Here is a 12,785-nt window from a genome sequence, read left to right as displayed (position 1 = left end):
AGTTTTTAATCGTTAATTTTGAATAACTGATTCTGAATAGCTTTTTGTGTGTATATGATTCAATTACTTTTCAAATTTTGCTGACCATTGTTTTAGAATTGATTCACGCTGTTCAGCTGCCCAATAAAAATCATTCTTCACCAATTGCTGCGCAAGATTTTTTGGGAAGTCTTGGTTTTTGCTGTGAACATTTTGATGTGCCACCATTGAAAAGTTTTGTGCATAAGCTTCATTGGCAGCTTGGCTAACACTCCAATCAATAAATTTCTCTGCACTGCTGAGTTTTTTCGTACCTTTGACAATGGCTGAGGCTTCCATTTCCCAACCTAGCCCCTCTTTCGGATAGACAATTTCTAAAGGTGCACCACGTGATTTCAGCTTAAAGCCCGGATAACCAAACGAAATTCCGATGACCGTTTCACCTTGAGCCGCCATCTTGCAAGGCTTCGAGCCTGAATGCACATATTGAGAAATGTTTTTATCGAGTGCCTGCATATATTGCCAAGCTTGCTTTTCACCAAAAATTTGCATCCATGCAGTCACATCCAAATAGCCTGTGCCACTCGATGCCGGATTTGGCATCACGATTAACCCTTTATAAATTGGTTTAGTCAGGTCTTGCCAGGTTTGCGGAATCGGTAGTTTTTTCTTTTCCAATTCAACAGTATTGACACAAACAGCCGACTCCCAAGCGGTCATGCCTGTCCATGTTGGAATGTCTTTTTGGCTATAAAAATCGATTTTAAGTTGTTCGACATGTTTCGGGCGATACGGTTGCAATAAGTCTTTTTTTTCCATGACCAATAAACTGGTCAAAGCAAGTCCCATCACCACATCTGCTTGTGGATTCTTTTGTTCTGCTAATAATTTTGCGGTGATCACACCTGTCGAATCACGCACCCATTTTACTTTTAATTCAGGATGAGCTTTGCGTAATTCCCATTGATAACGCTTTAATTGATCCGCTTCAACCGCAGTATAGACTGTGATTTGCTCAACATCATTCGAGGTTGAAGACGTGGTGCATGCTGTGCTGACACAAGCAAAGAGAATACTTGTGCCCATGGCGAGGAGCTTTTTTTGCTGCTGTTTCAGATACGGGCTCATTATGACATTCCTAACGAATGCTGCTTCTTGATAGCCTGTATTTCAACAAAAGTTTATGACAATTTAATTAATCTGGTTTAAACCAGATTAATTATTTTAATTCTTTATCATGACGCTTCAAAATGCAAATCGAGTACATCATGTAACCAATATTCTTGGTCAACATCGGTAATTACTCCATTTTGATCGCAGTTGGTACGGCAAATATATAACCCCATACTACCAACATTGACATGCAAAGCTTTGGCTTGTTGTTCTGACAAAACTGTTGGATAGAGATTAATATGCGCTCGGGTCAATTGCCGTTGATAGTGCTCTGCCATCAAAGTCGTAATAGAACCTTCTAATTGTTGTTCTAAGAATTGAGGAAATAAACTTGCATTGATACGTAAATGTTCAACTACCGCAAGACGACCATTGATACTACGACGTCGCCACATCGAATAAATATTATCACCCACCGAAATTTTTAAATGTGCTGCATCCCAAGAGGTCGCTTGCAGCAATTCCGCAGAAATCAATTCCGTACTTGGTACACCCCCTTGCTCAGTCACATATTGGTTAAAACTTTTGGTCGATTGCGGACGGTAAATAATTCGTGGCGCACGAACAAACCAACCACGGCGATCTAAACGATAAATAAGACCATCCATTTCCAAAGCCAATAATGCTTCTCGAACAGCGACACGTGTGGTAGCAAATTGTTCCATCAACACACGCTCTGAAGCCAGTTTGGTATTGGCACTCCATTGCCCTGACTCAATCTCATGGGCAATAGCATCTCGAATGGCAATATATTTGGGAATACGTGGAGAAGTCGTTTCTTGAACAGGCATACACATTTATTTTGTGAAAATTTCTTCTAATATACTCAAATATCATGTCTAAGCGATGACATTTTTAAAATAAGCATAGTTCATAACAAATTTTATGTTTTAAAAAAGCTCATCTTTTGATGAGCTTTTTGAGATCACACTGAAATGTGTTGAGTCAAAAAGACTCATGATTTTTCTCAAAGAATTACTTATTTGTTTTGTTTGGCATCTCCATATTTGAATGATCCATATCCTTCATCGAAGAAGGCATATTGGTCATTTTTGAATGATCCATTTGTGACATTTCTGAAGCGTTTCCATGCTGATGTTGCGTTGAGTTATTTGTTTGAGTTTTAGGATCATTGTTTGGTTTACAATTTTTTTCACATTTCTTTTGTTTTTTGTCTTTTGGCTGTTCATCGACTGTTCTAGTCAATACTTTATCTTCATCCTCATGTGCCCATGTTTGAACTGTGGTCATTAAAGCACCCATACAGATTAAAGCTGTTACACTTCGACTAAGTACATTTTTCATGAGTTTCTCTCAGATTAAGTTTGTTCACTTTTACAATAAAATAATTTGCCAAACTTTAAAGTGACGTGAAAATGATATTTTAGTCAGCCATAATTATATGAGCATTTATAAAGCGATCTACAGCATATGATCACAGTATAAGGACTTTGGTGTTCTACTCATTCAATCAACTCAAAATGGGGAGCTGTTAGATCTAATACACAGTAATAAACCACTTCAAACTTTCCATTTTTCACCTCGAACATAACTTAAAAAATCATCTATATTAGTAGACCAATTTTACAATGCAATTGGGTGAACAATATCCTGTGATAGATGGACAACTTTCACTCAAGCCTAAAGGTAAAGTTGAGAGACTTGTGGCTATGCTCGCTGAAACTTTGGGTTCCGATACCCAAAGTGTTTAAAATAAGAATGTAACTATATAATTAAAAAATCCTCACAAAGAGATTTCTAATAAGCAGAATGAAGTTTGTTCCAATTTAAATAAAAAATGGCTCATGTTTCAACATAAACCATTTGGTAAAATCTACAATTCAAAATATTTATTGCGCTGCAAACATCCCTTTCACATCAGCAACAATATTATCAATATTCAAGGCATAAGCCGTATTATGATCCCAAGCAGGATCGGTAATGTAATTCACAGACGTCCCTAGTGCTTTAGCCGTACCATATAAAGTATCTGTTGCCACTTGCGGTATAATGACATCTGCTCCACCTTGATAGATAATTACAGGCGTCTTGACTTGGACTTGTAAAGGTTGAGAATCTTTATTCAAGAAAGTTTGAATGACAGGCGAAGTCATAAATGTATCTGTTTTTCTTGGATAATTTTTCAATGACAAATTCAATCTAGAATATTCTGTCATTGCATCATAAAATTGAATAGCAAGTGTATTTAAGCAAACGGATTCTGCATTCTTCGCAATTGTATCGGTCGGTACTTTAAATACTTGGCTATAGTCTAAAGTTGGGTTTGAATTACGTAAGCCTGCCACGACTAGTGCAGTAAAAGTATCTAAGTATGCATAAAGAATATGTTGATCAATGGTCGCATTTGCATCTCCAGGTTCTCCTGGATTATTTAGGATCAAATTCAATTGTGAAGAAGGTGCAACAGCAATCGTACCTTTATAATCTAAATTCGCACGATCAGCATATTGCGCAGCACCTAAAGCTGCTTGCCCACCTTGAGAATGCCCTACAGTCACCCATTTTCGCGACACTTTATTACCTAACCAATTACGTGTTGCAACTACAGCATCTGTAATCGAATAGCCTTCACTTTTTAGATTTAAATACGGATGTAATTCGGTGCCACTCGGTTCCCCTAAGCCTTCATAATCAGGTGCGACAACAACATAACCTTCAGCAAGGAATTTGGAAATCATTGCTTTAATATAAACATTGGTCTCATTACGGCTCGGCGCACACATATCTGCAACACCTGTTGTTCCATGTGCCCAAACAACGACAGGCCAACCTGAAGCTGGCGGTGCAGTTTTAGGCGTAAAAACCAGTGATGTTGCTTGTACTTCAGTCCCTTTAACTCCTTTCATCTTATAGGTCATCACCACACTATCCGCAGCAACAGCAGAAAAATCTGTCTTGGTATATGCTGTAGGCGTGCCAACAACTGGATTTGCGATATTATTTACATCAGTATTGGAAGCTGATTCATATGAATCCCCTCCACTACCACCGTTATTACATGCAGATAAAACCAATCCTGAACTTAGAATTAAAATTGATAATAATTTTTTTTTCATGTGAACTATCCTTAAAACACATTTTTTAAAAGTAACATATACGATTTACTTCGGCCTTTTTTGGCCAATAAATTTCTAAATTAGAATTAGAAATTGTATTTCGCCATTAAACCTACACGGTTATCTTTATAAGATTGACCCGCAAAAGTTTCATGCTTACCGTTGATATACTCGATACCTAAATCAATCGGTTTCGCTGGAGAATAGATCACGTTTAACCAAGCTTGTTGAATTTTTTCATTTGCAGTTTGGTTTGCTTTGGCAAAATCTGTACCGTTGTCAGCAAACAATGCACCATACGCTAAAGTTGATCGTAAGTTAGGTAAGATTTTATATGTCCCACCCACTTGAAGCGCAGTGAATTCATTCTGTTCAATATCACCATTTACCACAGAATATGCATTGTTACTTCCGTATAAGTAGTTGCTATTACCAACCACATAAGATGCATCAGCAAAAAGTTTTAAAGGATCAGTAACTTTAAAGTCTGTACCAACTGCAACACCCCAACCAGTCTTGTCTTTGCCAACATTGTTATCTTTATAGTTTTCCACTAAAACACGTGCAGATGCATTACCGTTGCCATCAGCATATGATTGTGTAATTTTACCTGTTAACACAGGAAGACTATATTTAACTGCTGTACCTGTAACTCCAGTACTATTACCCTCTTCAGCAGCAACTAATAATTTGGTAGTCGGTGCCAAATTGTATGCATAACGTACTTGTGGAATACGTGCGTAGCCTCCTCCGGCATTGGTTGCAAAGTCAATCATTTCTGGGTTATGGCTAGATAGGAAGTTAGATATTGTTTGACCGAATAACCAGTTGTTATAGGTTAAATAAGCATGACGAATACGAAGGTTTTCATTTACACCATTACCTGCAAAGTCAACTTCAACTTTACCACCAACCTTAGCATCGCCTACTGGTGTATTAAAATCTAAACCGATACGTGTTGTTTTTGCTGTAGCGCGGAGTTTATCTTTCGCTTCGCCATTGGTTGAACTGATTTTGTTGAAGTCGTCATCACCGCCTTCAATGATATAGTTCGCATCACCACGAACAAAACCATAAATATTGATATCTGCACCAGACTTAGACTTTAAGCCAACTGAAGAAGATGGCGCTGCTTGAACTTTAGATTCAACTAATCTTACTTGCTGCTGTTGCTGTTGAAGAAGTGCTTTTAATTCTTGAACTTCATTGCGTAATTGTTGAATCTCTTGACTGTCAGTAGCAGCTTGAGCTGCATTTACCATCAAAGCTGTTACTGTTAATGCTAAACTTTTGACGATCAATGGCTTGCGATTTGTGAATAGACTCATGAAATACTCCTAGCTTTAGTTATGATGTGCATCCGTACAATTTGATCTTTTAATCCTAATTACTTCGCTAAAAAATCAATTTTTGTTTTAGAAATCTTGAATACTGATAGCATTACGTTAATTGTATTTGAGATAATTATGTACTTAAAAGCACAAATAATTAAATACATGTGACTTAATTTACATTTTTTCACAAAAGTTAAAAATGACTAATGTCGGAATAGAATGAGAATTTCAGCATACATTTCATACATCGATTTTTCAGCAATTTACAGACGTGAAGAAGCATATTGATAAAATGGATCAGCTATTAATTCACTTTTTACTCTGGAGCTTCATTCAAGTACTATTTGAATACTATATACATGTATATATTTTTTTTACTGCATAATTATTTCATTTTATAAAAGCAGAAAACGCTATTTTGACCCCGTTTGATGTAAACTCAATGGTAAATCCATTGATGTGTTTTAAGATTCTTCTAACATAGTTAGAGAATTAGATATACTAATTGTTGAGATAAAACTAAGGCTTCAATATTTAAAAAATAGTAAAATTGAATTCCTATAGTAAACTTGCGTAATACGCCAATTAAAACCAAATATATATTTAAACAATTAAAGCTTCTGAGCAATATTCCACATAAATATGTTTAAACTCGCAACAAATTTAGTATTTATTTACTGTCTTTGATTTTGATGCAAAAGAAAAACAAACGATTCAGGCAAAAACTGGTGGTAAAAAATCCATAATCTTGATTAGTTAAAGTTAACTTTTTTTAACACATATTCAATGTAGCCTTTAAAATTCTATGATATATTTTTGGTAGAATGTAAACTTAGGAGTTAATACATCATGCTTCGCATTGTTTTTGGATTTTTTGTTATTTATTTACTAACTGCTTGTAATACTTTAAGTCTTTTAAGAGATTCGACAATAGCTGATTCATTTATCGTTGGCTCTAACAAATCAACTATTTTGAAACAATTTGGAAAACCACTTTCAACAATTCCAACTTTGAATGGTAGTGGGGTATGTTATAATTATAAGCATACACTACCTAATGGCACTGAGACGCCTCTTTATGTTGGCTTTAGAAATAGCGATGATAAAGTGGTTGCATATGGAACAGTAACATGTGAAACGGCGAAGAAAAATGGTTTCTTAAATAAAAACACACCAATTGAACAAAAATTCTAAATAAAATGCTATTTTAAGAATATCTGGTTCAAAATATGTTAACTTTTCTTTATATAAATACTCAATGAATTTCATTGAGTATTTATACTTTAGTCCGATGAAGTTTACAAACATTATAAATACCAAAAACTCTGTTCTTTACTTCAATATTTCTCGCTTATAAAATAAATCTATATTCTTTAATATTCTATTGCTGATGTAGCTTGCAATGCTTCTTTGACAAGAATGATATGTATCGTTAAAAAATAAAGACTTCCAGTTAATAAAATAATAACACTAATCAATAGTTTACTTATCATATAGCTAAATTTAAGGCTGAATCAATTAAAGAAAATAAAAGTAATGTCTAAGAAATAATAAGATAGCTTGTATGATTTTAAAACACTCTAAGTCTTAGTTATTTATCAATAGTTTAAAAAAAATGGATTGAGGCATGAGTATTATAAATAGTTTATCATTTTTTCGAAAAATTAGCATATAGAATTTTAATTTCATATCACCAATTTAATCACATTTTCAGCATTTATTTTAAATTAAATCATGCATTAAAGAAGAATACTTAAAACCTCATTCAATTATATAAAATATGCCTAATAGGTTTATTTGATACTAGATGGTATTTTGGAAAGCATGCTCATTATCAATTATTAACATATAATTTTATAGTTTTTATAAAACCGCTATAATCATTAGCTTTTGCTTGAGTTAAAATTGCCTGAATTTCTTCCTTATTCCAATTAGCTTTTTTTGCTGCAAAAATGAAACTTGTTATAATAACAAAAGGATGCTCGCCATCACGGATATAGTGATTTTTTAATTTTTTCGTAGTTATTAGATGATTCACAGAAAGGCCTATGTATAAAAAGAGATGAAATTCATAATTTTCTAAGTTATTTTTAAAACATTTCTTTTAATAATTGACAAAAAAATATGATTATCAAAGTTAGCATTTCCACTTTCAATGAATTTACTCTCCATTAAACTTAGATGAAAATGACTTTCTTTATGTATGTTTTCATGCAAGCTAAATAAATCTGTTTCGATATCACTTAAGTGATTGATTTTAAAATTATTAAACTCTATATCAATATCATCTCTCATCATCTGAATAAAAAGATTACGTGAAATTAAATTGTTCATAGTGAAAAATACACTAGTACTCTCATTTGTGCCTTTTTGATAAGTCATTTCGAAAATTTGAGTGTTCATTATTTATAAATAAACCCATAAAAGTGATTTAATTAGCAAATAATAAACAAAATGAGATTAGTATCACACTGTTTAAAACATATTTAAATTTATATAAATATTTTATTATTAAAAATCAAAAACTTATACTTATATTAAAATATTTTTTTTAAAGCAATCTAACTATCTATTTTTTATACATTTTATTAAAAACTTAATACCATATCCAAATTTTATAGATAAAATTATTAAATCGATAACACCCCTTTTCAAATGGTTTAATGGATAAATAAATGAAATTATTATAGTTTTTAAAATTCATATGGTTTACCTTCAACTAACATATGAAGTTATCCATGGTTATAAAATGATGCCATATAGCTGTATAGTTTTGAGGGATTCAAAATCTCGAAATAAAAATTAATTCAAACATTCATATCAGACCGCCTAGTTGAAGCACTTTACCTAAGCATTCTGTTATGGATTACCATGCTGAATAAATACATGTTCAATTTCATGCTGAGTACATATTGATTGGATTAAACTAATAAAAAGGTACTTTGGTTCATTATCACTACTTGTACGCTCCTTACCTTGCCATGCAGTTAATTGATTCAGTCCTTTGAGTATTGGCTGATCTAGCAAAGAAAAATCAACTAATATATCCTGAGAATCACGGATAAAGTTAGGTAATAACATTGTGAATTCGATAGCTGTGACCATTACTGAGTTTGTCATGCATAAAGCTCACCAGAATTCATTCGATTTTGATATTACTGCGATCAATTTAAGCATTATTTGCTTAATACATTTGTTCAGCTTAATTTGTAGGTAAATCTCAAGCCCCCTTTAAATTCGATAAACATGTTTATATTTTCATGAATAACCTTTGACAATATGCAGATAAGAAAAGCAAAGCTAAAAGCTCCTAAGTCTTATTTTAATTGGTTAGCTTAAATAATCTTTCTGTGATGATCTCATTTGCTCGTCTAATTCAGTTGTATAACAATAGTTTTTTGAGTGGCTTAGGATATTAGGCAGATCTTAACTCACTGAGACCTTAGCTTGCCCAACGACTCGTTGAGAAAGAGATCTACTTGGACCCTATAACTTCTTTGAAAATGTTTCCTAAAGCATATGTTTCAGAGGGGGTATTTTCAGTTTTGAATCTGATTCTTTTAATTGCCTCATTTTGGTAATATCAATACCTCTATATATTTTGCTTTCGTTTTATAGATTTTGCGGAACTTATGCTATGTTCACGACATAAGTTAGGGACATGTGTTCCTGATTCGGCTTACTTTACAATACTCATCATTAAGCTGTCCGAATATTTAGATGTTTCCATAGAAAATCACCTTCAATAATATTATTCGTTTTTCTACTTTTAAGTTCTATTATTTTGAAAGGAAAGTTACGATATCGCAACTATCAGCGTATTTAATAAAGAAGTAATATGCATTGAGCATATTAGTTTTATATTATATGGCATTATAAAAAATAGATTAAATCATTAACAATCATAAGAAATATTTTTAAAATTCAGAATTCTGACTACCACCAAATATAAATGTCAGAATTATTTTCTTAAAATTTCGATTTAAAATAAATTAAAATTTCAATAATCTTAAATTCAAGAACCATTATGGTCAAAAAATAACTTTCACTTATCTCTCTAGATTCCTCATTATAATTAATAACTATTCTTAATTTCCCTAATAAATCCCAAGCCATTACATTAGCGCACTACAACACCCACTCATCACCCAGCAAAAAAAACACTCCTTTTATTAATCATATTATTTAATTCTTAAATGGATTGAAATTATGCCTCTTCAAAATTATATTATTTTAAATATTTACAATTTAAATTAATTATCACAAAAACAAACCCAAAACATATTGTAAATAAACCCAATGGGTGCTCCACTAGGGTAAACCTTATATTTATTTAAAACATGAAAGCCAAATTCACAAGCGACATATATTATATCTCCGTCTCTAAATATCACTCTACCAGTTGCATATTTTGAATAAATACCGCTAGTATCTTCAAAAATCTTAAAATCCACTTTATCGTTAACTTTAATAGAATCAAAGTCAATTAAAATATAACCATTGCATCTATCACACTTCCACTTTTTCATAAAATCAACCTCAAATTAATAAAATAAAAAAAACTAAACCGCACTCATATACCTAATAAAAGTGCGAATTCTAGAAAATATATAAAATTCATATTAAATAAGATTTTTATCTTGTTATGAATTCATTTAATACCAAAATTTATAATTCTTTTTGTTTCCTTATTTAATAGTCTCTGAATGACAGTCCTAGTAACTGAATATTCTTTTGCTAAAGCATAAACGCTTAAACCTTTTTTGAATTTTTCAACTACTTCTTTTTTCTGATCATAATTTAAAATTTCTGGACGTCCAACTTTCTTGACGGCATCACTTTTTATATTATTTTTTTTATTTCTTTTAAAGTTCATTTCAAAATCAGCTCCCATCTTTATAAAATGGAAAAAAAGTCTTTTGATATCACCTTTTATTTCATTCCTAGAGTAATCTAAGCAAATCAATATAACCTTCCTAGCTTCTATCATATTTATAAATTCAAATATTTCAGAAAAACTAGCCCCTAAACTATCAAGACCTTTTATTATTAGTACATTATCCTCTTCCAAACTATAGTTCACTAAGTTTAAAATTTTATCTCTATAAAAGATTGGTGTATCTATTGCAACTTCCTCACAGATTAATCGATTTTGTTGAATATGATATCCATATTTATTAAAAAAACTATAATATTCATTTAAATCTTCTTTAAGGCCCGGATCAACCCTGAAATAACCATACATTCTCATCAAAGACACCCTGTCATAAAAGTTAACTACTTCTCATTTTACATACTTTTAATTTTCATTAAATATGTATAAAATTAATTAATATTAATCATTATTTTAAACATATTATTAAACGTTTTTTTTACAAAAAAACAATATTTTTATTTAAAAAACAATATATTATTGATTACATCTATATAATTTTAATTGTAATCTTCCAATTATAAAATAATTTTTTCTTGATAATTTATAATATAGTTTATTTTTTCTTAAAAATTTTTTGCTGAATGTCAAATTTTCAAAAAAAAGTGTGATGATTAAATTACTTTTACATCATCTAAAAATCCATACAAATTAGATAAATCCATTAATAAAATTTAAGTTACATTTACCTAATCTCCATTAAAATCTTTTATCTAAGAATGTTTTAAAACCAGTTAAGTACATAGAGAAAATACACAAAATTCAACTATTAGCTTTACGTTATTGAACATTTTTCAAACATAGAATTACTTTAAATCTTCAAAATAAAGCGCTTTGTAACAATATCCATGGAAATCCATTTAAAAGTGCTTAAAATTTCTTATCAAAATATTAGACTCATTATTTTTTCAAAATATTTTTAAGCATAATTTCTTATTTAAAACAAACCATATTTCCATTTTTTATTTTAACTTACTACCAAAATAAATATAAAAATTAAAAATATAGTCACTTTAAATTATTAAAAAATATAAAAACATCTTCAATAAAAAATACAAGCAATAAAAATAAGAATAAATTTCAATAATTTAATAAGATTTCCTGTAAAATCACCTCTTTAAAAATTAAATCAATCATTATAATAGGCTTCTTTTATAATTTTTAAAAATATAAATCAACATATCATCACTTATTCTAACCTTCTACCCGATATATAAGGAACCTTTAATACCAATATGATCCGCTCAATACGATTTTTTCTGGTTTATTATTAAGATCCAATATAAAAATACAAATTAATTTAATTATATTAAAAATTCACCGATCACATATTTTTCAAAATTATAAATTCAATTTAACGTAATATATTTCCACACAAACAAATCTTCATCCGTATTTAAAACAAAATTTCACACCCATTATAAAATATTATTTTAAAAACACACTCAGTCATTTTTCATTCCCACACAATACCCACTAAAATTTAATCACTCAAAAAAACCTAACCACTAAAACATACAACAACAAGAAAACCATTGTCAATATAAAAATAAAATTCAAATACTATGAATAATTAAATATTATAATTTTTTAAGGAAAAACTTACTTAAAATATCAACAAAAACAAACTAATTTAAATATATTACCAAAACTTATTTCACAACACTCCATTCAAGTCAATAAAAAGCAACATCTAAAAATCCAAAAACAATATTAAGCATTGCGTTTTAAAAACAATCAACCCCCAAAGCTAAAATAATTCCAAAAAAATAATATTTAAAAAATACCAAAAATTAATAAATCCATCATTAATTAATTTAAAAAACCCTTTGTAAAATTTAATCAATATTTTATTTTTATAAATTACCCTAACATTAACTCCAAATTATAAAAAATTACAATCATATTAAATCTTAAGCAAAATTTTTTTCTCTATTTTGATAACACTCTATTTAGGTCTAATATACGGCATACATGCTCAATGACTATGCTGTTTTTATTTATTTCTAAATTATATTTTTTCAGTAAAAGATCCACTTCATAACGTTTTTAGCTTTAGATGGGTAATAGGCTGTTGAATGATATAGTATAAGCCTCTGGATAGCTTTATCTACCAAAACAAATAAATTGGAATTAAATGTAGATTTCGTTTAGACAGTTCAGCCAGATACAGTTGGCCATGTATAACTCAAGATTTGCTGAGTTACATTGTGAGGAATCGTTTATATTCTTGAAGTGAGAACCTTTTTCTTGTCACTAAAGCTTTTTTTTCTGCCTTTGAATTGAAAT

Annotated in this window: 12 protein-coding genes; 2 read left to right on the top strand and 10 right to left on the bottom strand. The window is 30.5% G+C overall.

The features are described from left to right. Positions 1-63: 63 nt before the first annotated feature. The 3 genes from ACQ7EO_RS07100 to ACQ7EO_RS07090 all read right to left on the bottom strand — a co-directional run bounded on the left by ACQ7EO_RS07100 (position 64) and on the right by ACQ7EO_RS07090 (position 2,457). Positions 64-1,065, bottom strand: coding sequence for a putative 2-aminoethylphosphonate ABC transporter substrate-binding protein (locus tag ACQ7EO_RS07100; RefSeq protein ID WP_434279602.1), 1,002 nt, complete (start codon positions 1,063-1,065; stop codon positions 64-66). Positions 1,066-1,214: 149 nt separating this feature from the next. Then, positions 1,215-1,949: a UTRA domain-containing protein gene (locus tag ACQ7EO_RS07095; protein WP_434279235.1), complete on the bottom strand. Its 735-nt coding sequence runs from the start codon at positions 1,947-1,949 to the stop codon at positions 1,215-1,217. A gap of 178 nt (positions 1,950-2,127) precedes the next feature. After that, a complete protein-coding gene (locus ACQ7EO_RS07090; protein ID WP_004724819.1) occupies positions 2,128-2,457 on the bottom strand; it encodes a hypothetical protein in 330 nt (109 codons plus the stop codon). A gap of 284 nt (positions 2,458-2,741) precedes the next feature. On the opposite strand from ACQ7EO_RS07090, the gene ACQ7EO_RS07085 reads away from it, so the two are divergent. Further along, positions 2,742-2,864, top strand: a complete 123-nt coding sequence (locus ACQ7EO_RS07085; protein ID WP_434279234.1) for a hypothetical protein — start codon at positions 2,742-2,744, stop codon at positions 2,862-2,864. A 138-nt stretch (positions 2,865-3,002) separates the two neighbouring features. On the opposite strand, the gene ACQ7EO_RS07080 is transcribed toward ACQ7EO_RS07085, so the two are convergent. Both ACQ7EO_RS07080 and ACQ7EO_RS07075 read right to left on the bottom strand, forming a co-directional pair. Further along, entirely contained in the window at positions 3,003-4,229 is a 1,227-nt protein-coding gene (locus ACQ7EO_RS07080) for an alpha/beta hydrolase family protein (RefSeq protein WP_434279233.1), read from the bottom strand. Positions 4,230-4,315: 86 nt separating this feature from the next. After that, a complete protein-coding gene (locus ACQ7EO_RS07075) occupies positions 4,316-5,557 on the bottom strand; it encodes a DcaP family trimeric outer membrane transporter (protein WP_434279232.1) in 1,242 nt (413 codons plus the stop codon). Positions 5,558-6,412: 855 nt separating this feature from the next. On the opposite strand from ACQ7EO_RS07075, the gene ACQ7EO_RS07070 reads away from it, so the two are divergent. Continuing rightward, on the top strand, positions 6,413-6,757 hold the full coding sequence (locus ACQ7EO_RS07070; protein WP_434279231.1) for a hypothetical protein: 345 nt from the start codon (positions 6,413-6,415) through the stop codon (positions 6,755-6,757). Between the two features lie 640 nt (positions 6,758-7,397). Here ACQ7EO_RS07070 and ACQ7EO_RS07065 read toward each other — a convergent pair. The 5 genes from ACQ7EO_RS07065 to ACQ7EO_RS07045 all read right to left on the bottom strand — a co-directional run bounded on the left by ACQ7EO_RS07065 (position 7,398) and on the right by ACQ7EO_RS07045 (position 10,814). Then, positions 7,398-7,601, bottom strand: a complete 204-nt coding sequence (locus tag ACQ7EO_RS07065) for a hypothetical protein (protein ID WP_434279230.1) — start codon at positions 7,599-7,601, stop codon at positions 7,398-7,400. A gap of 41 nt (positions 7,602-7,642) precedes the next feature. Continuing rightward, a complete protein-coding gene (locus ACQ7EO_RS07060; RefSeq protein ID WP_434279229.1) occupies positions 7,643-7,966 on the bottom strand; it encodes a hypothetical protein in 324 nt (107 codons plus the stop codon). 456 nt (positions 7,967-8,422) lie between these two features. Continuing rightward, entirely contained in the window at positions 8,423-8,683 is a 261-nt protein-coding gene (locus tag ACQ7EO_RS07055; protein WP_434279228.1) for a hypothetical protein, read from the bottom strand. 1,133 nt (positions 8,684-9,816) lie between these two features. After that, positions 9,817-10,092, bottom strand: coding sequence for a hypothetical protein (locus tag ACQ7EO_RS07050; RefSeq protein WP_434279227.1), 276 nt, complete (start codon positions 10,090-10,092; stop codon positions 9,817-9,819). Positions 10,093-10,214: 122 nt separating this feature from the next. After that, positions 10,215-10,814, bottom strand: coding sequence for a recombinase family protein (locus ACQ7EO_RS07045; protein ID WP_434279226.1), 600 nt, complete (start codon positions 10,812-10,814; stop codon positions 10,215-10,217). Positions 10,815-12,785: the final 1,971 nt, after the last annotated feature.

The sequence above is a fragment of the Acinetobacter sp. CE-15 genome (assembly GCF_051059255.1).
GTDB lineage: Bacteria > Pseudomonadota > Gammaproteobacteria > Pseudomonadales > Moraxellaceae > Acinetobacter > Acinetobacter guillouiae.
The sequence above is the reverse complement of the archived record's forward strand: the minus strand, read 5'-3'. Positions and strand labels throughout refer to the sequence as shown.

Excerpts from the sequence above, each read along its gene's own strand:
- ACQ7EO_RS07100 (WP_434279602.1), bottom strand. The coding sequence starts at position 1,065 with ATGGGCACAAGTATTCTCTTTGCTTGTGTCAGCACAGCATGCACCACG.
- ACQ7EO_RS07095 (WP_434279235.1), bottom strand. The coding sequence starts at position 1,949 with ATGTGTATGCCTGTTCAAGAAACGACTTCTCCACGTATTCCCAAATAT.
- ACQ7EO_RS07090 (WP_004724819.1), bottom strand. The coding sequence starts at position 2,457 with ATGAAAAATGTACTTAGTCGAAGTGTAACAGCTTTAATCTGTATGGGT.
- ACQ7EO_RS07085 (WP_434279234.1), top strand. The coding sequence starts at position 2,742 with ATGCAATTGGGTGAACAATATCCTGTGATAGATGGACAACTTTCACTC.
- ACQ7EO_RS07080 (WP_434279233.1), bottom strand. The coding sequence starts at position 4,229 with ATGAAAAAAAAATTATTATCAATTTTAATTCTAAGTTCAGGATTGGTT.
- ACQ7EO_RS07075 (WP_434279232.1), bottom strand. The coding sequence starts at position 5,557 with ATGAGTCTATTCACAAATCGCAAGCCATTGATCGTCAAAAGTTTAGCA.
- ACQ7EO_RS07070 (WP_434279231.1), top strand. The coding sequence starts at position 6,413 with ATGCTTCGCATTGTTTTTGGATTTTTTGTTATTTATTTACTAACTGCT.
- ACQ7EO_RS07060 (WP_434279229.1), bottom strand. The coding sequence starts at position 7,966 with ATGAACACTCAAATTTTCGAAATGACTTATCAAAAAGGCACAAATGAG.
- ACQ7EO_RS07055 (WP_434279228.1), bottom strand. The coding sequence starts at position 8,683 with ATGACAAACTCAGTAATGGTCACAGCTATCGAATTCACAATGTTATTA.
- ACQ7EO_RS07050 (WP_434279227.1), bottom strand. The coding sequence starts at position 10,092 with ATGAAAAAGTGGAAGTGTGATAGATGCAATGGTTATATTTTAATTGAC.
- ACQ7EO_RS07045 (WP_434279226.1), bottom strand. The coding sequence starts at position 10,814 with ATGAGAATGTATGGTTATTTCAGGGTTGATCCGGGCCTTAAAGAAGAT.